Raw genomic sequence first — 18,214 nt, 5'->3', positions numbered from 1 at the left:
CAGGCGGCAGGCGGCAGGCGGCAGGCGGCCATGGTCAGCGGCGGAGGACTGGCGGCAGATGAACAGGCGAGGCACACGAGGGATGGGGCGATGAGGAACCCGGGCGACGGATGACAGGTGGCAGATGACGGATGACGGATATCACTATCTGTCATCCGTTATCTGTCACCCGACACCTGTCACCTGTCACCTGCGACCCGCCACCCGCCACCCGCCGCCCGCCGCCCGCCGCCCGCCGCCCGCCAGTCATCCCCCACCTCAGTCGACATCCGCACCCCCACCCCTCCCACACCCCGTCACTCCCACGCCCCCTCCACCCCACCCACCCAGCGCTCCCCCTCCCCGGGGACTACGCTTCGTCGGTGATGGACAACCCCGTACCGCCGCCCCCCACCGAGCCGCGGCCCCGTCGCCGTGACCGTCACGGCAGGGGCATGCGCGGCCCCGTCGCACCTCCTCAGGTGCCGCTCTCCGCGCCGCGCGCGCAGGTCTTCGCCGACCTCGTGCAGGATTCCGTCGAGCGTCTCGAGCGCCGGTGGCCGCAGTTGGCGGAGGTCGACTTCCTGGTGCTGGAGGTGCCGCGTCTGGACAGCGGCGCCGAGGACTGGGACGGGCAGTCGGTGCCGCTCGGCGGTATCTCCGCGGCCCGGGACGGGCGCCCCGGGCGGGTGGTCGTCTACCGGCGGCCGATCGAGATCCGTACCAAGAGCCGCGACGAGCGGGCCGAGCTGGTGCACGAGGTCGTCGTCGAGCAGGTGGCCGAGCTGCTCGGCCTCACCCCCGAGACCGTCGACCCCCGCTACGGCGAGGACTGACACCGGGCCTCAGCCTGACGCCGGCACCGAACCTCAGCCTGACGCTGACACCGGACTCCAGCCCGGCACCGATCCCAGCCCGGCACAGACTCCAGCCCGACACCGACGCCGGGCCCCCTGGCCGGGCCCCGTACCCGACGAAGGGCGGGGCCCGCACCCAGCGGGCCCCGCCCTCGCAGTCGGCTCACGTTCCCGACCGGATCAGTCAGAGCAGTTGAAGCAGTCAGAGCACTCCAGCACCTGACCTCAGAACGAGCCTGACCCCAGAACGAGCCAGACCCCAGAACGAGCCTGACCTCAGTATGAACCGGACCTCAGTACGGGCCGCTGACGCTGACGACTCAGCACGGCCCCTGACTTCAGAACGGTCTCCGGCTCAGGGCCGCCCCTGACTCAGAACGGCCCCGTGACCGCGAACGTAGTCCCCGGCGTGTACACGTTCACGAACATCGTCTTGTGGTCGGGGGCGAAGGTGACCCCCGCGAACTCGCCCCACTCCGGTTCCTCGGGGGTGCCGATGTTCTGGCGGCCGCGGGCCATCGGGTAGACCTCGCCCTTGCGGGTCAGGCCGAAGACGTGCTGGCCGCCCTCGCCGTCCTCGCAGACCATCAGGCCGCCGGAGGGGGCCAGGCAGATGTTGTCCGGGGACTCGCCCGGGAGTTGGACGTCGGTGTCGGGGCCGAAGACGATGACCAGGGTGAGGGTGCGGCGGCTGGGGTCGTACCGCCAGACCTGGCCGTAGTGGTCCGCGGCCGAGCCCTCGTCGCTGTGGGCGAAGGACGAGACGAAGTAGACGCAACTGCCGCCCCAGTAGCAGCCCTCCAGCTTCTGGGCGTGCGTGATGCCGCCGGCGCCGAAGTCCTGGAAGCGGATGGGGGTGGCGGTGGCCAGCGGGTCGGGGACGTCGACCCACTCGATGTGCTTGAAGACGGTGCCGGTCTCCTGCACCGCGGAGAGGTCCGGTACGCCGGGTACCCGCATCGCCTGAAGGGTGCCCCCGGCGCGCAGCGAGCCGAGGCCGCCGTGGGGTTTCTCGGGCAGGAAGCGGTAGAAGAGGCCGAAGGGTTTCTCGAAGGCGTCCTCGGTCTCGTAGACGATGCCGCGCCGCGGGTCGATGGCGATGGCCTCGTGCTGGAAGCGGCCCATCGCGGTGAGCGGGACGGCGCCGGAGCGGTGCGGGTCGACCGGGTCGACCTCGAAGATGAAGCCGTGGTCCTTGGTGTAGCCGTTGGTGCCGGCCTTGTCCTCGGTCTCCTCGCAGGTGAGCCAGGTGCCCCAAGGGGTGGGCCCGCCCGCGCAGTTGACCGCGGTACCGGCGATGCCGACGCGCTCGGTGCGGACCTCGCCGTGCCGGTCGAGGGTGAGCGCGGTACAGCCGCCCTTGCCCATCGGGTCGTACGTGAGGCCGTCGATCACCGGCACCGGGACCCGGCCGTCGGCGCGGTTCTCGTGGTTGCGCACCAGGTGGACCTGGCCGTGGCGGCCGGGCAGCGCGGTCATGCCGTCGCAGTTGCTGGGGACCGGGCCCTCGCCGGAGCGCAGGGGCTCGCCCTCGCGGGAGAGCACCTTGTAGCGGAACCCTTTGGGCAGGTCGAGGAGGCCCTTGGGGTCGGGGACCAGGGGGCCGTAGCCGCCCTTGCCGGGCGAGTGGGCGGCGGCGGTACCGGCGAAGAGTTCACCGAGCGCGCCGGTGAAGGCGATTCCCGCGCCCACCGCACCGGTACGGGCCAGGAGCTGGCGCCGGGACGGGGTGGACGGGCTGGAGTGGGGCGTGGCCCCGGACGGTGCGGACATCGGGCGTACCTCCTGCTGGCGGACAGGAATCCGGACCCGCCCGTGTGTATCACGCGGTCCGTCCCACGGGAACCAGGTGCGTACCCCCGTCACATGCGCAGTGCCGGCGACCGGGCGCGGAGCCGACCGGTTTCCGCCGCACCGTCCCCCGTGTCCACCGCGGAAGCCGCAGGGTCCACCGCGGAAGCCGCACCGTCCGCCGCGAAAGCCGCGCGTCCTGATCCCCTCCGGTGCTCCGGGTTCGGTGCTCCGGTTGCCGCTCCGGCGCCCGAGAAGATCCGTCCCGGGCCTCAACTACGTTCGGTTCTCAGCCCTGTTGATCCCGTTCGGGCCTCAGCCCCGTGGATCGCGTTCGGACCTCAGTCCTGTTCGGCGTCCTGCACCACCGACAGGTCCTGCTCCGCCTCGGGCACCGCGACGGTGCCGCCGTCGTCCGAGAGGGTCTGGATGGTGAACATCGGGATGCCGTCCTCGGGGGCCTCCAGGAGCCGGGAGGCGTGGACGGGACCGCCGGAGAGGTGCTCCACGGTCAGGGCGTACGTCCCCTTCAGGCCCTCCGGTACGGGCGGGGCCACCGCGAGGGTGCTCCCGCTCTTGACGCGGTAGGTCTTGCTGACGGGGGTGCCGCCCCGGGTGCCCGCCGAGGCGGTGACCTTGACCTTGCCCGCGGCGCCGGGGGCGGTGAGGCTCAGCACGCTGCCCTTGGCGTGGTTCTCGGCCACGCTCGCCCGGGCGCCGACCGAGGGGGTCGCGGGCAGGAAGGCGGACTCACGCTTCTCGCCCTTGCCGCGCACCACGTGCAGGGCGGCGACCACCGGTACGGCCTTGTCGCCGGGGCTGAGCAGCAGTGATCCGGGCTGGCCGCGGGTCACGTCGCGCAGATCGGCGGTGGCGGTCATGCCGGCCTTCACATGCAGGGACTCGTGTCCCGCGGGGGTGATCGGACCGCTGGGGGTGGCGAGTTTCAGCCGGAGGTCGGCGTCGTTCTCGCCGGGCGCGAAGACGATCAGGCGGACCGAGGTGGCGTCCTTGGGGATGCCCGGCAGGACGAGGCTGCCCGCCGGGTCCCCGGCCGGGGCCAGCCAGTCGCCGCCGGTCTTCTCGTCGGCGCTGTGCACGGCGGCGGAGACCCGGCCGCTGCGGACCGCGACATGCGCGGTGACATCGGCCTCGGCCTTCTCGGTGAGCGTGGAGAGGAGCACGGACACGCTGGAGTGCGGGCGGACCTGGATGTCCTCGCCCACCTCGGACTTGAGGGCGCCGCCGGGTCCGTACAGCTCGACGTCGACCACGGCGGCGGAGTCGTCCGGGTTGGTGAGGTGGACGTAGTCGCTGCGGGAACCGGCGGTGCCGGCGCCGGGGAACCAGAAGTCGGTGTCGGGGGCGGAGCAGGCGAGGCCGGACAGCCCCCGGCCGGTGCCCACCGGCGTCTTGGTGGACTGCTGCACGGTCCAGCCCGGGGCGAGCCGCCCCTCGGCGGTGCCGATCAGCGCGGGTTCCGCACCGCCGGAGGCCGAGTGACCGACCGGCTTCCCCGGCTCCTCGGCCCCGAACACCGGCTCGGCACCGGCCTCCTGGCCGGCGCCCTTCCCGTCCTCGTCCCCCGCGCCCTTATCGCCCTTTTCGCTCTTGTCGCCCTTGCCGTCCTTCTTGCCCTTCCCGTCCTTCTTCTTGTCCGTCCCGCTCTCGGCGCCGTCCGTGGTGGCGGGCAGCAGGCTTGCCTCGCCTTCGCCGCCGGCGCCCTTCACCACGGGGGTGAAGGAGGTGTACGAGGTCTCGGCGAGATCGGAGTCGCTGGGCGCCGGGCAGAGCAGGCTGCTGCGCTCGACGGGCAGCCGGGCCGCGGACTTCGCCTGCGCGCCGGAGTCCTCGGGCGCGGCGAGGGCGGCGACCCCGGTCAGCAGGAGCAGGGCGCCGGTGGCCGCGAGCAGCGGGACGGGTACGGGCAGGGGCAGGGTCTTGCGGTTCACTGCTGGCTCCCGTCGGGACGCTCGCTGTCGTGGTCGTGCGCACGGCGGCCGGTCCGCGGGCCGGGACCCGGGTGACCGCCCTGCTCGGGCCCCTCGGCGGCGCCCTGCTCACCGGGCGCCGGATAGCCGGAGCCGTATCCGCCCTCGTAGCCCGTGCCGTACCCGGCGTAGGGGTCGTACTGCCCGCCCTGCTCCTGGTACTGCCCGCTCCCGTACGGGCCTTCCTGGTAGCCCGGGCCCTGCTGAGGGTCCGGGCCGCCCTGGCCGCCGTACGTCTGCGCGCCCTCGTACGCCTGGCCGCTCCCGTAGGACCGCCCGCCCTCGTAGCCCTGGCCGTCCTGATACGCGCCCGGGTTCTCGTACGTCTGCTGCTCCCGGTACGTCTGCCGGCCCGGGTCCTGGTACGTCTGCTCGTAGGCGCCGCCCTGGTACTGCGGGTACGGGCTCTCCTCGGGGTACGAGGCCCGGCCGTACGCGGCGTAGTCGGCGTAGGCGCCCTGGTCCGCCGGGTCCTGGGGCGACGGGCCCGGTTCGGCGGGGGGCTGCGCCCACTGCTCGTACCCCTGCTGCTGCGGGAGGTAGGGCTCGGCGGCCGGGGGCGTGGCCGTGCCCTGGTGCTCGGTGCCGGGCGGCGGGGTCCCCGGTGAGGCCGGGGGTGCGGCGGGCGGCGGCGGTGTGCCGGGCGGGGTGGACTCCTGCTCCGCGCCGGGGACTCGGCCGGGCTCGGCCGGGTCGGACCCGGCGGGCGGCGAGGCGGGTCCGGCGGACGGCGGGGCGGAGGCGCCCTGGTCCTGCGGGGCCGTCTGGCCCTCGGCGGCCGCCTGGGCGCGGAGGCGGCGGGCCCTGCGGCCCTCGCCCGCGACGGCCTGGGCGGGGACCGGCGGCTCCTCGGGGAGGTCGTCGTCGACATGGCGGCGGCGGCCCGGCAGGGCCATCACGACCAGGACGAGGGCGAGGAAGCCCTGGGCGAAGAGCCAGGCGGTGTGCCCGACCGGGTCCTCGTACCCGAGGTCGAGCCGGCCGCCGCCGGAGGGGAGTTCGAAGCCCTGGGCCCAGCCGTCGAGGGTCACCTTGGTGAGCGGGCGGCCGTCGAGGGTGGCGGTCCAGCCCTCGTCGGCGGTGTCGGCGAGGCGCAGCACCCGGCCCTCGCCGCCCGCGGGCAGCTCGGTGTGCAGCTCGACGGGTCCGGCGGCGACCGGCAGCGGCTCGCCGGACTTCGGCACCACCACGGCACGGGCGACCTGCCGGTCCACCCGCCACAGGGCGCTGCCGTCCTGCTGGCTGAGCCGGGTGAGGCCGGGGGTGGCGTCCAGGACGCGGCTCATCGCGCGCGGGGCGCCGTCGCGGACCAGGACGTAGCGCACGGCGAAGCCGCCGAGCTGGTCGGCCTGGTTGGCGCCGGAGCCCGCGACGAGGTTGGCGACGACCTTGTCGAGGCGGGTGTTGCGGTCGGCGGCCTCGGTGAGTTCGGCGTCGGCCATGCGGGCGCCGGAGCCGCGGATGAGGGTGTAGGAGACCTCGGCGGCGGAGTCGCTGCCGAGGATCAGGGTGCGGGGCTGGTCGCGGGTGCGGCTCTCCTCGGCGACGAAGGCCGGGACCTGGACGGGGTCGCGGCGCTCCAGCGGGCCGTCGGCGCCGTCGGCCATCCAGCCGAGGGCGGCCGACAGCGGCCCGAGGAAGGCGGCGAGGGCGATGAGCGCGGCCAGCGGCTGCCGCCAGCCGAAGCTCTGCTGCGCGACCCGGCCGCGGGCCTCCTCGGCGCCCAGGGCGGCGGCGCCGAGCAGGGCGATTCCGTAGACCAAGGTGGCCGGGCCCGCCCAGGCGGAGGAGTTGGACAGGGCGGCGAAGAGGAAGCCGGTGAGGGCGACGGTCCAGGCGACGCGGATCGCGAACTGCCGCTCGCGGCGCAGGAGTGCGGCGAGCGCGGCGAGCACGATGCCGGTCAGGACGAGCCCGCCGACGGTGCCGGGGCCGCCCGGGGAGGTGCCGAGCAGGTCGAGCACGGAGGCCGCGCCCTCGCCGTAGTCGAGTCCGGCCTCGCGGAAGAAGCCGAACGGCAGCAGGGAGAGCGACCAGGGGGCGAGCACGACCAGCGGGGCGCCGAGGGCGGCGAGCAACCGGAGTCCGTGGGCGCGCAGTTCACCGCGGCGCAGGACGAGCAGGCCGACGCCGAGGACCAGGGCCAGCGGCCAGACGATCGGGGTGAAGGCGGTGGCCACGGTGAGCAGCAGGGCGTACGCCCAGGTGGCGCGCCAGCTGCCGCGGTCGCCGGTGGCCAGGCCCGCGGCGGCGATGCCGGCCCGGGCGATCAGCGGGAGCAGGATGGCGAGGACCGCGGTGCCGATGCGGCCGCCCGCGAGCGCGCCGGTGGCGGCGGGCAGGAAGGCGTAGGCGACCGAGGCCCAGGCGCGCAGCAGCCGGGAGCCGACGAGCGGGCGGGAGGCGAAGTACGCGGCGAATCCGGCGAGCGGCACCGAGCAGACGAGCAGCACGGTGACGGCGAGGCCGGTGGAGCCGAAGAAGACCGTGGCGAGCAGGGCGACGAGGGCGAGGTAGGGCGGCGCCGACTGGGTGCCGCCGGTGCCGACCGGATGCCAGCCGTCGGTGTAGCGCGACCAGAGGTCCCAGGCGTCGGGGGGTGCGGGCAGCAGGGCGCCGCCCGCGAGCGCGCCGCTGCCGAGCAGCGAGCGGCAGGCGATGAGGGAGACGAAGAGCAGGACGAAGAAGAGCACCGGTCCCGGCCTGCGGGCGACCCGCTTGAGCCGGGCGAACTGCTCGATCTCCAGGAAGTCGGCGTCGTCCCCGCCGGGTCCGGACTCGACCGCGCCGCCGTGCCGTCCGGCGGTGAGGACCTCGGGCTCGGAGCGGCCGATGAGATTGCCCGCGACCTGTTCGACGGTGTGCCGCACGGTGGCGCCGGGCGGCGGGAACAGGGCGCGCAGTTCGCCCTTGTCGAGGACGGAGCCCTTGCGGCGGCGGCGCCCGGCGAGGATCCGCTCGGGCCGCAGCAGGGTGGTGCAGAGCCCGGCGATCTCGTCGAGGGCCTGTCCCGGGACCTTGCCGACCAGGTAGGCGAGGGTGCGCACCACGGTGCCGACGACCAGGCGGAGCAGCACCCAGGGCAGCACGGCACCGCGGGAGTTGACGAGCAGGGTGTAGGCGGCGCCCGCCTTGTCGACGCGGTGCGGTCCGGTGCCCTGGCGGGCGAAGCGTCCGGTGCCCGTGCGGTCGGCGGCGGCGGTGCGGCCGACGCAGTCGACGGTGCGGCGCTCGCGGGAGGCGGCCTCGGCGTGCCGGACGACGGCGTCGGGGGCGACGAGGACGCGGTGGCCCGCCTGGTGGGCGCGCCAGCACAGGTCGACGTCGTCGCGCATCAGGGGCAGCCGGCGGTCGAAGCCGCCGAGCTGCTCGTAGACGTCGCGCCGGATGAGCATGCCCGCGGTGGAGACGGAGAGCACGGGGCGTACGTGGTCGTGCTGGCCCTGGTCCTGTTCCCGGCGGTCGAGGCCGGTCCAGCGGCGGCCGCTGTGCGCGATGGAGGCGCCGACCTCCAGGAGCTGCCTGCGGTCGTACCAGCCGAGCAGCTTGGGGCCGACGATGGCGGTCTCTCGGCCGAGTTCGCGCTCGTTCTCCACGACGCGCAGGAGCTGGGCGAGGGCGTCGGGCTCGGGGGCGCAGTCGTCGTGCAGCAGCCAGAGCCACTGCTCCGGCTCGCCGTACGGGAGTTCGGGCATCTCGTAGGCCTCGTCGCGCCAGGTCCGGGTGACCGGGTCCCAGCCGCTGGGCCGCTTCAGATAGGGCAGGTCGTCGGGGGTGAGGACCCCGGCGGTGCGGGCCGCCTCGTCGACGGCGGCGCCGAAGCCGGTGCGCCGGGCGAGGTGCAGGACGCGGGCGTCGCCGAGGGCCTCGGCGAGCAGGCGCGCGGAGTCGTCGGCGCTGCCGGTGTCGGAGGCGATGGCGTTCTGCACCGGGCGCTGCTGGCCGAGGAGTCCGGCGAGCGCCTTGGGCAGCCAGCGGGCACCGTCGTGCGAGACGAGGACAGCGGTGACCACGGCCGCCGGGAACTCGGGCGCGCCGGTGGTGTCGGAGAGCGGCCCGCGGGCGGGGTCGGGCCCCGCGGCGGTGGCCGGATCGTGGTGGCCTGCCGAATGGCTGTGCACGGACATCGAGGTACGGGCCCCGGTTCGCTGGACTGCGGTGGACGCACCTGCCCGTGGGGGCCTGTGCGTCTCGGACGAGGGCCCACACTAACGGCTGCGCAACACCGCGGCCCGCCGCCTGTGGACAACTCTGAGGCGACGGGCCGTACATGGCGACGGGGCGGGTGGCGGCACCCCGCCCGGGCGGGGCTCAGCCGAAGCGGAGCGCGCGGCACCGGGGCGTGGGAGCCGTCCGGGTGCGCGGGGCGGGGATCAGACGGCGGCCTTCTTCAGGCGGCGGCGCTCGCGCTCGGAGAGTCCGCCCCAGATGCCGAAGCGCTCGTCGTTGGCGAGGGCGTATTCGAGGCACTCGGAGCGCACCTCGCAGGCGAGGCACACCTTCTTGGCCTCGCGGGTGGAGCCGCCCTTCTCCGGGAAGAAGGACTCGGGGTCGGTCTGCGCGCAGAGCGCGCGTTCCTGCCAGCCGAGTTCCTCCTCGGCCTCGTCGACCAGCAGTTCCTCAAACAGCTCGGTCATGTACGCCCCTCGTCCGACTCTGAGTCCCCGCGATGCTGCCGTTGGCCTGTTTTCGCCGAACGACACGTGTGAAATTACAAGTGTGTGACTCCGAGCGAGTCAAGCCGGGATCTGCTATTGAGCCCGTTATTCACTCTGCGGAACCAAGCTGGCACAGTAAGTGTTCATATCGGCCTAAACCATGACACGTTCCTGTGGCGGATTTTTCCGGCCCCCGACGCCCGGTGCCCGGATCCGCGCCACACATTCGGCGCAGGCGCACATCGGGAGAAACGCTTCGGGGACCACGCACGTTCCGCATGCCGGGCCCCGCGGCCGCCCGGCCCGGGGGACGGGTGCCGGCGGGGCGCCGGGCATGCCCGGTACAGCGCCGTCTCTCCTGGCCCGGGGCCGCACAAACCTTTCGCCTCCGACCGATACCGGATGGGGTGAAACATCTCCCACGAACCGGTGAGCAAGTTGACAGCGCGAGCGTGAGCGGGTGTCCTTGTGGGCATGCTCGCGACTTCGGCCACCCTCCTGACCCGCACCGCCGGGTCCCCGGGTGCTGCCCGTACGCGCTGTAGCTGTTGCTGTCCCAGCTGTTGAGCCTTACCGCTCCGGCTTTCTCCCCGCCCTCCCCACCGGGCGGACCCCGCGCTCCGTCCCAGGGCGCCGCCCGTGACACTCCAGCATCCGCCGAGGACACCTCCCACCGATGAACAGCGACAGCGACCTCCAGATCGCCGGCGACCTCCTCGAGGTCCTGCACCTCCTGCAGCCCCAGCGCGAACACCCCACCACCGTGGGCGAGTTCGTCGGACTGGCCCGGGAGATCGCCGCCGACCGCGCCCAGTGGGCCCCGCTGGTGCGCTACGACGCCACCACCCGCTGGTACCACCGGCTGCGCACCGGCCCCGGCTACGAGGTCTGGCTGCTCTCCTGGGTGCCCGGGCAGCGCAGCCGGCTCCACGACCACGGCCCCTCCAGCGGCGTACTGACCGTCCTGGAAGGGGAGTTGACCGAGCACACCCCGCGCGGCGACCACCGTCTCGGCACCGGGGCGCAGCGGGTGTTCGCGCCAGGCTACGTCCACGAGGTGGTCAACGACTCCCTCGAAGGGGCGGTCAGCCTGCACGTGTACTTCCCGGGCCTGACCGAGATGCCGATGCACTCCGGGGACGGCGGGGCGCGGGAACCGGCCGCCCGGGCGGCCCGGTGCGCGCAGCTGGCGGGCCCCGCCTGAGGCCGTCCGGCGACCCGTTGGCGCCGGGGCTGTCGGTGGGGCCTGACAGACTGCGGGCATGCGCATTGTGGTTCTGGCAGGCGGCATCGGCGGTGCCCGTTTCCTGCGTGGATTGAAGCAGGCGGCCCCGGACGCCGAGATCACCGTCATCGGCAACACCGGCGACGACATCCATCTCTTCGGCCTGAAGGTCTGTCCCGACCTCGACACGGTGATGTACACGCTGGGCGGCGGCATCGACGAGAAGCAGGGCTGGGGACGCCGGGACGAGACCTTCCACCTCAAGGAGGAGCTCGCGGCCTACGGAGTGGGCCCCGAGTGGTTCGGGCTCGGCGACCGCGACTTCGCCACCCACATCGTGCGGACGCAGATGCTCGGCGCGGGCTTCCCGCTCAGCGCGGTCACCGAGGCGCTCTGCGACCGCTGGCAGCCCGGGGTGCGGCTGCTGCCGATGAGCGACGACCGGATCGAGACCCATGTCGCCGTCGAGGTCGACGGCGAGCAGCGGGCGGTGCACTTCCAGGAGTACTGGGTGCGGATGCGGGCCTCGGTGCCCGCGCTCGCGGTGGTGCCGGTCGGCGCCGAGCAGGCCGAGCCCGCGCCCGGGGTCCTGGAGGCGATCGCCGAGGCGGACATCGTGCTCTTCCCGCCGTCCAACCCGGTGGTCAGCATCGGCACCATCCTCGCCGTGCCGGGGATCCGCGAGGCGATCGCGGAGGCGGCCGTACCGGTCGTGGGCCTCTCGCCGATCGTCGGCGGCGCCCCCGTGCGCGGCATGGCCGACAAGGTGCTCGCGGCGATCGGCGTCGAGGCCGACGCCGCGGCGGTCGCCGAGCACTACGGCTCGGGCCTGGTCGACGGCTGGCTGGTGGACACCGCCGACGCGGGCGTGGTGGAGCGGGTCGAGTCGGCCGGGATCCGCTGCCGGGCCGTCCCGCTGATGATGACCGACGTGGACGCCGCCGCCCGGATGGCCGCCGAGGCGCTGAGACTGGCCGAGGAGGTCAGCGCGTGAACTCCTACCGGGTCTGGGCGCTGCCCGGGCTGCCCGAGGTCCGGCCCGGCGACGACCTGGCGAAGCTGATCGCCGCGACCGGACCCGGCCTGGTCGACGGCGACCTCGTGCTGGTCACCTCGAAGATCGTCTCCAAGGCCGAGGGCCGGATCCTGGCCGCCGCCGACCGCGAGTCGGCCATCGACGCCGAGACGGTACGGGTGGTCGCCCGCCGCGGCGCGCTGCGCATCGTGGAGAACCGGCAGGGCCTGGTGATGGCCGCCGCCGGGGTCGACGCCTCCAACACCCCCGAGGGCACCGTCCTGTTGCTGCCCGAGGACCCGGACGCCTCGGCCCGCGCGATCCGTACGGGGCTGCGCGACACCCTCGGCGTCGAGGTCGGCGTGCTGCTCACCGACACCTTCGGCCGCCCCTGGCGCAACGGCCTCACCGATGTGGCGATCGGCGCCGCCGGGGTGCGCGTCCTGGACGATCTGCGCGGCGGCGAGGACGCCCACGGCAATCCGCTCTCCGCCACCGTGGTCGCCACCGCCGACGAACTCGCCGCGGCGGCCGACCTGGTGAAGGGCAAGGCCGCGGGCCTGCCGGTCGCCGTCATCCGCGGACTCGGCCATCTCGTCGAGCCGGAGGAGGAGCCGGGGAAATCGGAGAGATCGGAGAGATCGGGGACGCCGGAGACGGAGAGACCCGGGAGACCGGGGAGCGGGGCACCGGAACCCGGGACACCGGGGACGGAGACCTCGGAGGCGGCGGCACCGGGGACAGCGGCATCGGGCACGACGGCTTCGGGGCCGGCCACATCCGGACCGGGCGCGGAGCGGGCGGCGGCCCCGGCCGGTACGGGAGCCGCGGCACCCGGCCCCTCGGGCGCGCGGGCGCTGGTGCGCAGCGCGCGGGACGACATGTTCCGGCTCGGCACCTCGGAGGCGGTGCGGGAGGCGGTGACCGGGCGGCGCACGGTGCGGGAGTTCACCGCCGAGGAGGTGGACCCCGGGGCGGTGCGCCGGGCGGTGGCCGCCGCCGTGACCGCGCCCGCCCCGCACCACACCACCCCCTGGCGCTTCGTCCTCCTGGAGTCGGCGGCCTCGCGCACCCGGCTCCTGGACGCCATGCGGGAGGCCTGGATCGCCGATCTGCGCCGGGACGGCAAGAGCGAGGAGTCCGTCGCCCGCCGGGTGCGCCGCGGCGAGGTGCTGCGCCGGGCCCCGTATCTGGTGGTGCCCTGCCTGGTCATGGACGGCTCGCACCACTACGGGGACGCCCGGCGCGATGCCGCCGAGCGCGAGATGTTCGTGGTCGCCGCGGGCGCGGGCGTGCAGAACTTCCTGATCGCCCTCGCCGGTGAGCGGCTCGGCTCGGCCTGGGTCTCCTCGACGATGTTCTGCCGCGAAGTGGTACGCGAGGTCCTCCGGCTCCCGGACGACTGGGACCCGATGGGCGCCGTCGCCGTCGGCCACCCCGCGAGCGACCCGCCGCCCCGCCCCGCCCGGGAGGCCGCCGACTTCCTCGAGGTGCGCTGACCCGGGGGCGCCCACCGGGTCGGGGGTCACCACCGCCGCGTACGCTCCCCCACCGGGGCGCCGGAGCACCACCGCACGTACCGCCACCGGGGCAGGCACCACCGCCACCGCACCACCGCCGCACCACCCCGGCGCCCCGCCCGACCGACCACCGACCACCGACCCCAGCGTCCCGTCCCGAGGCGCGCCCGACCCGAGGAGCGGACCGAGCCCGTGGCTGGACGTTTCGCGCCCCGCGGCCCCCGGCAGGAGGGCGAGCGTGACACCCGGACGACGGTGCGCGGCGGGCGGGTTCCCGCTCCCGGGGCCGCGCCCGGGCGGGCGGCGCGTCCGGCGGCGCCGGTGCGGCGGCGCAGCTGGCTGCCGCCCGCGGAGCACGGGCCGCTCGACCTCGGCCTGGTGCTCGGGCCGCTGCGCCGGGGCCCCGTGGACCCGAGCTTCCGGGCCGGGCGGGACGGCACGGTGTGGCGGAGCTGTCTGACCCCCGAGGGGCCCGGCACCCTGCGGGTGGCCGCCGCCGGGGGCCGGGCCGAGGCCGAGGCCTGGGGCCCGGGCGCCGACTGGCTGCTCGACCGGCTGCCCGGGCTGCTCGGCGCCGAGGACGACCCGGCGGCCTTCGTGCCCCGGCACCGCCTCCTCGCGCACAGCAGGCACCGCCGCCCGGGGCTGCGGCTCACCCGTACCGGACTGGTCCTGGAGTCGCTGATCCCGTCCGTGCTGGAGCAGAAGGTCACCACCGACGAGGCCTACCGGGCCTGGCGGTTGCTGGTGCGGCGGTACGGGCAGCCCGCGCCGGGGCCCGCCGAGGGGATGCCGGATCTGTATGTGATGCCGGAGCCGCGGCGCTGGGCGCTGATCCCGTCCTGGGAGTGGCACCGGGCGGGCGTGGACGACAAGCGTGCCAGCAGCATCCTGCGGGCGGTGCGGGTGGCCCGGCGCCTAGAAGAGGCCGCGGGCATGGCGCCGGAGCAGGCGCGGGCCCGCCTCGAACTCGTCCCCGGGATCGGCCCGTGGACCTCCGCCGAGGTGGTCCAGCGCAGCCACGGCGCCCCGGACGAGGTCACCGTGGGCGATCTGCACCTGCCCGGCATCATCGGCCACGCGCTCGCCGGGAACCGGCACGCGGACGACGCCGAGATGCTGCGGCTCCTGGAGCCCTACGCGGGCCAGCGGCACCGGGCGGCGCGACTGATCCTGCTCTCCGGGCACGCGCCCGCCCGCCGGACGCCGAAGATGCGGCGTACCGACATCAGCAAGTGGTGAGCGGGCGCGGCCGGTTCGGCGGCTGAGGAGCGGGCGGTACGCCGCGCTCCTCCCGGAGCCTGCGCCCCGCTCCCCCCGGAGCCGCGGCCCTCTCGGCGGTCCGAGGGGATCCGACGGGGCCCGGCCCCCTCACTGGTCCGAGGAGAACCGCACCGTCCCGGCCGGGAGGACCGCGTCGCACCAGACGCGGGCGCCCGCGCGGAGTTCGTTGTCCTCGCCGACCCGGGCGCCGTCGCCGACCACGGCACCGGCGAGGACGGTACGGGCGCCGACGTGGGCGCCCTCGCCTATCAGGGAGTCGGTGACCACGGCGCCCGGGCCGACGACCGCGCCGTCCAGGACGGCGCTTCCGGAGACGCGGGCGCCGGGGCCCACCACCGCGCGCTCCCCGATGACGGTGCCGTCGGTCAGCTTGGCGTCCGGGGCGATCTCGGCGCCGGGCAGGACCAGCCGGTCGCCGCGGCGGCCGGGCAGCGCCGGGGAGGCGACCCGGCCGAGGACGAGGTCGGCGGAGCCGCGGACGAAGGCGCCCGGGGTGCCGAGGTCGAGCCAGTAGGTGGAGTCGACCATGCCCTGGAGGTGCGCACCGTCGGCGAGCAGTCCGGGGAAGGTCTCGCGTTCGACGGAGACCGGGCGGCCCGCGGGGATGGTGTCGAGGACCGAGCGCCGGAAGACGTAGGCGCCCGCGTTGATCTGGTCGGTGACGATCTCCTCGGGGGTCTGCGGCTTCTCCAGGAAGGCGGTGACCCGGCCGGTGGCGTCGGTGGGCACGAGCCCGAAGGCGCGCGGGTCGGGCACCCGGGTCAGATGCAGCGAGACATCGGCGCCGCTGGACTCGTGGACGCCGACCAGGGCGCGGATGTCCAGTCCGGTGAGGATGTCCCCGTTGAAGATCAGCACCGGGTCGCCGGGGGCCGAGCGCAGCCGGGAGGCGACATTGCGCAGGGCGCCGCCGGTGCCGAGGGGTTCGGCCTCGGTGACGTATTCCAGGTGCAGGCCGAGGGCCGAGCCGTCGCCGAAGTACGGCTCGAAGACCTCGGCGAGGTAGGAGGTGGCGAGCACGATGTGCTCGACGCCGGCCGCCTTGGCGCGGGCCAGCTGGTGCGCGAGGAAGGGCACGCCCGCCGCCGGGACCATCGGCTTGGGGGTGCGGACGGTGAGCGGACGCAGGCGGGTGCCCTTGCCCCCGACCAGGAGGATCGCTTCTGTCACCTGTTGTCTCTGCTTCCTGCCCGGTCGGTCGGTGGTGCGGTGGAGCCTGCCCGGCGCTCACGCGCGCGCAGGCGGGACGGGCACGGCGGCGCGGCACGGTACGCCGCGGCCGCCCGGAGCTGCCCGGCACCGCCTGGCCGGTCAGTCTAGGCAGACCCGGGCACGGCTCCGCCCGGCGGCCTCCGGAGCGGGGCCGCCGGGCGGACCGGTGGCGGTGGCGGACACTCCCCGGCGGGGGAGCCGGGCCTCAGCGGGCCGGTCCCGCGGGGGCCGGTTCGGCGGAGGCGGCCGGCTCCCCGGGGGTGGTCCCGGCACCGGACCCGGTCCCCGGCTCGGTCTCCTCGCCGGGCTCGCGCTGCTGCAGGGCGGCGGCGCCGGTGCGGATCCCGGGGAGCTTGTCGTAGAGCTTGGTGCCGGGGCACTCGGTGGTGAAGCCGTCGCGGTGGCCGGAGATCACCTTCATCGGCACGTTCTGGCCCTTGGGGTAGCGGTTGCCGCCGCCGGAGACCAGGTGGGTGGTGCCCGCCGGGTCGGCGCCGGTCAGGCCGAGCTTCCAGGCCGTGAGCTTCTTCAGAGCCTCGACCGCGGGGGCGGGCGGCTCGGTGTCGGTGAAGGTGCCGAGGACGGCGACCCCGGTGCTGTTCTCGTTGAAGCCGAGGGTGTGCGCGCCCATCACCGGCTTGGCGACGCCGCCCGCGCGGCCCTCGTAGACCTTTCCGCACTTGTCGACGAGGAAGTTGTAGCCGATGTCCCGCCAGCCCTCGCTCTCGACGTGGTAGCGGTAGATGCTGCGGATCATGGCGGGCGCGTCCGCACAGCTGTAGTTGTTGCCGGAGGCGCTGTGGTGCACGAAGGCGGCCTTCACGGTGTCCGTGTAGAGGAACTCGGCCTCGCGGATGCTCTCGTCGGCGCCCCAGCCGCGGCGGGTGACGATCTCCGGCTGCGCGGCGGCGTACGGGAGCGCCTTGGCGCCCTGTTCGGCGCGGACCTCGGCGGCGCTCCGGGCGGGCAGGCGGGTGGCGCCGAGCGGGGCGAGCGGGCTGTTGGCCCGGCTCGCGGCCTTCTCGGCGGCGTCGCGGGCGCCGGTGCCGCCCGGCGAGCCGCCCGGGTCGACGAGTTCGAGGTGGAGTCCGCCGGGGAGCACCGGCTGGCCGTTCTCGTCGGCGAAGGGCTCGTCGGCGGGGGCCTCGCCGCCGGGCCGCACCCGGACCTCGACGCCGTCGCTGGCGCCCACCCACAGCGGGGCGGTGCCGCCGCGCAGCCGCCGTCCGGTGCCGCGTTCGGCGCTGCCCGGGTCGGCGGCGTGCTCGTGGTTGTGGGTCTCGACGCCCTGCCAGGCGGACCAGCGGCCGGTGGCGGCGTCGCGGGTACGGACCTGGACCAGGCCGGGGAGTTCGGCGTCGGGGTCGTCCCAGACCACGCCGAGCAGCGAGAAGGGCTTCACCTCCCGCTTCGCCAGGCCCTGTTCGCCGGGGACCCGGCTCAGGCCGCGGTCGCTGCCGAGCGGCACCAGGGGCAGGGACTGGGTGGCGCCGGGCGCCGCCTTCGGCGCGGCGGCGGGCGGAGCGGGGACGGCCGGGGAGGCGGAGGCGGAGGCGGTCAGGACGAGGGGGGCCGCCAGGGCGGCAGCCGCACAGGAGACACCGATCGAGGAAGCAAGGAATCCACGCATGGGGACGATCCTGGTCATGAAGCAACAAAGCTGTCTATTGCGGAATTGACGCCTCGTCGGGTACGGGCACCCGGGCGCACCCCGGTCCGCCGCCCGGGCCCCGGCGCCGCCCGCGTACCCTTGCGCCCGTGACCGCCACCGACCGCACCCCTGCCGACCTGCTGCGATCCGCGCTCGCCGCGGACCCCGCGCGCCCCCTGGTGACCTTCTACGACGACGCCACCGGTGAACGCGTCGAACTTTCCGTCGCCACCTTCGCCAATTGGGTGGCGAAGACGGCCAATCTGCTCCAGGGCGACCTCGGCGCCGAACCGGGCGACCGGCTCGCGCTGCTGCTCCCGGCGCACTGGCAGAGCGCGGTGTGGCTGCTCGCCGCCTCCTCGGTCGGGGTGCTCGCCGATGTCGGCGGCGACCCGGCGCAGGCCGACCTCGTGGTCAGCGGTCCGGACACGCTCGGGGCCGCGCGCGCCTGCCGCGGGGAGCGGGTGGCCCTCGCGCTGCGGCCCCTCGGCGGGCGGTTCCCCGAGCCGCCCGAGGGTTTCGCGGACTACGCCCTGGAGGTGCCGGGGCAGGGCGACCGCTTCGCGCCCTTCGCGCCGGTGGACCCGGAGGAGCCGGCGCTGATCGTGGCGGGCGCCCAGCTCGCCGCCTCCGAGGTGGTGGACCGCGCCCGCGCCGACGCGCTCGGCCTCGGCCTGACCGGACCCGGCGCCCGGCTGCTCTCCACCCGCGGCTACGACACCTGGGAGGGCCTGAGCGCCGGGCTCTACGCGCCGCTGGCCTCCGGCGCCTCGGTCGTGCTGTGCCGCCACGCCGAACAGGCCGCCGAGGACGTGCTCAGGGAGCGCATCGACACCGAGCGGGTCAGCGCCACGGCCCGCTGAACCGGCGGCGCCGGTTCAGGTCCGCAGAACCGGCGGCGCCGGACTCCACCGGGTGCCGCCGGACCCCGGGCCGCCACGCCCCGCGCCGCCCCGTCGCGCTCCGCCGCACCCCGCCGCGCCTTGGGCCGCCGCCGCCCGCCCCCGCCCCTGCCCCGCTCACCCGACCGG

The 18,214-nt window shown here is 75.2% G+C and carries 12 protein-coding genes; 6 read left to right on the top strand and 6 right to left on the bottom strand.

Features of this window, described 5'->3' with window-relative positions; all coding sequences use genetic code 11:
- The first annotated feature begins 365 nt into the window (after nt 1–365).
- The gene (locus tag HFV08_RS29750) at nt 366–815 is read left to right on the top strand and encodes a metallopeptidase family protein (protein WP_107071306.1); all 450 of its coding nucleotides are present in this window, start codon (nt 366–368) and stop codon (nt 813–815) included.
- Between the two features lie 393 nt (nt 816–1,208).
- Here the strand turns inward: HFV08_RS29750 and HFV08_RS29745 are convergent, their stop codons facing one another.
- The 4 genes from HFV08_RS29745 to HFV08_RS29730 all read right to left on the bottom strand — a co-directional run bounded on the left by HFV08_RS29745 (nt 1,209) and on the right by HFV08_RS29730 (nt 9,255).
- Nucleotides 1,209–2,609, bottom strand: coding sequence for a PhoX family protein (locus tag HFV08_RS29745; protein ID WP_168543686.1), 1,401 nt, complete (start codon nt 2,607–2,609; stop codon nt 1,209–1,211).
- Nucleotides 2,610–2,968: 359 nt separating this feature from the next.
- On the bottom strand, nt 2,969–4,579 hold the full coding sequence (locus HFV08_RS29740; RefSeq protein ID WP_312885887.1) for a DUF5719 family protein: 1,611 nt from the start codon (nt 4,577–4,579) through the stop codon (nt 2,969–2,971).
- Nucleotides 4,576–8,745, bottom strand: coding sequence for a glycosyltransferase (locus HFV08_RS29735; protein WP_168543685.1), 4,170 nt, complete (start codon nt 8,743–8,745; stop codon nt 4,576–4,578). Before HFV08_RS29735 ends, HFV08_RS29740 begins: the two co-directional genes overlap by 4 nt.
- 246 nt (nt 8,746–8,991) lie before the next feature.
- Entirely contained in the window at nt 8,992–9,255 is a 264-nt protein-coding gene (locus HFV08_RS29730; RefSeq protein WP_040249407.1) for a WhiB family transcriptional regulator, read from the bottom strand.
- Nucleotides 9,256–9,952: 697 nt separating this feature from the next.
- Between HFV08_RS29730 and HFV08_RS29725 the strand changes: the two genes are divergently transcribed.
- The 4 genes from HFV08_RS29725 to HFV08_RS29710 all read left to right on the top strand — a co-directional run bounded on the left by HFV08_RS29725 (nt 9,953) and on the right by HFV08_RS29710 (nt 14,278).
- A complete protein-coding gene (locus HFV08_RS29725; protein WP_168543684.1) occupies nt 9,953–10,480 on the top strand; it encodes a cysteine dioxygenase in 528 nt (175 codons plus the stop codon).
- Between the two features lie 58 nt (nt 10,481–10,538).
- Nucleotides 10,539–11,495 (top strand): 2-phospho-L-lactate transferase, encoded by a 957-nt coding sequence (gene cofD, locus HFV08_RS29720; protein ID WP_168543683.1) that lies wholly within the window; start codon nt 10,539–10,541, stop codon nt 11,493–11,495.
- Nucleotides 11,492–13,015, top strand: coding sequence for a coenzyme F420-0:L-glutamate ligase (locus HFV08_RS29715; protein WP_168543682.1), 1,524 nt, complete (start codon nt 11,492–11,494; stop codon nt 13,013–13,015). Before cofD ends, HFV08_RS29715 begins: the two co-directional genes overlap by 4 nt.
- A gap of 213 nt (nt 13,016–13,228) precedes the next feature.
- Nucleotides 13,229–14,278: a DNA-3-methyladenine glycosylase family protein gene (locus HFV08_RS29710; RefSeq protein WP_312885886.1), complete on the top strand. Its 1,050-nt coding sequence runs from the start codon at nt 13,229–13,231 to the stop codon at nt 14,276–14,278.
- Nucleotides 14,279–14,407: 129 nt separating this feature from the next.
- Here HFV08_RS29710 and manB read toward each other — a convergent pair whose 3' ends face one another.
- Both manB and HFV08_RS29700 read right to left on the bottom strand, forming a co-directional pair.
- On the bottom strand, nt 14,408–15,490 hold the full coding sequence (manB, locus tag HFV08_RS29705) for a mannose-1-phosphate guanylyltransferase (protein ID WP_168543681.1): 1,083 nt from the start codon (nt 15,488–15,490) through the stop codon (nt 14,408–14,410).
- Nucleotides 15,491–15,737: 247 nt separating this feature from the next.
- A complete protein-coding gene (locus HFV08_RS29700) occupies nt 15,738–17,162 on the bottom strand; it encodes a peptidoglycan recognition protein family protein (protein WP_168543680.1) in 1,425 nt (474 codons plus the stop codon).
- A gap of 128 nt (nt 17,163–17,290) precedes the next feature.
- On the opposite strand from HFV08_RS29700, the gene HFV08_RS29695 reads away from it, so the two are divergent.
- Nucleotides 17,291–18,046, top strand: coding sequence for a TIGR03089 family protein (locus tag HFV08_RS29695; protein ID WP_168543679.1), 756 nt, complete (start codon nt 17,291–17,293; stop codon nt 18,044–18,046).
- Nucleotides 18,047–18,214: the final 168 nt, after the last annotated feature.

Origin of the sequence: Streptomyces physcomitrii, from assembly GCF_012273655.1 — a bacterium.
Lineage (GTDB): Bacteria > Actinomycetota > Actinomycetes > Streptomycetales > Streptomycetaceae > Streptomyces > Streptomyces physcomitrii.
This window is presented reverse-complemented; position numbering and strand designations above follow the sequence as displayed.

Bases quoted from the DNA above. Each gene is read 5' to 3' on its own strand.
- HFV08_RS29750 (WP_107071306.1), top strand. From the start codon at position 366: ATGGACAACCCCGTACCGCCGCCCCCCACCGAGCCGCGGCCCCGTCGC.
- HFV08_RS29745 (WP_168543686.1), bottom strand. From the start codon at position 2,609: ATGTCCGCACCGTCCGGGGCCACGCCCCACTCCAGCCCGTCCACCCCG.
- HFV08_RS29735 (WP_168543685.1), bottom strand. From the start codon at position 8,745: ATGTCCGTGCACAGCCATTCGGCAGGCCACCACGATCCGGCCACCGCC.
- HFV08_RS29730 (WP_040249407.1), bottom strand. From the start codon at position 9,255: ATGACCGAGCTGTTTGAGGAACTGCTGGTCGACGAGGCCGAGGAGGAA.
- HFV08_RS29725 (WP_168543684.1), top strand. From the start codon at position 9,953: ATGAACAGCGACAGCGACCTCCAGATCGCCGGCGACCTCCTCGAGGTC.
- cofD (WP_168543683.1), top strand. From the start codon at position 10,539: ATGCGCATTGTGGTTCTGGCAGGCGGCATCGGCGGTGCCCGTTTCCTG.
- HFV08_RS29700 (WP_168543680.1), bottom strand. From the start codon at position 17,162: ATGCGTGGATTCCTTGCTTCCTCGATCGGTGTCTCCTGTGCGGCTGCC.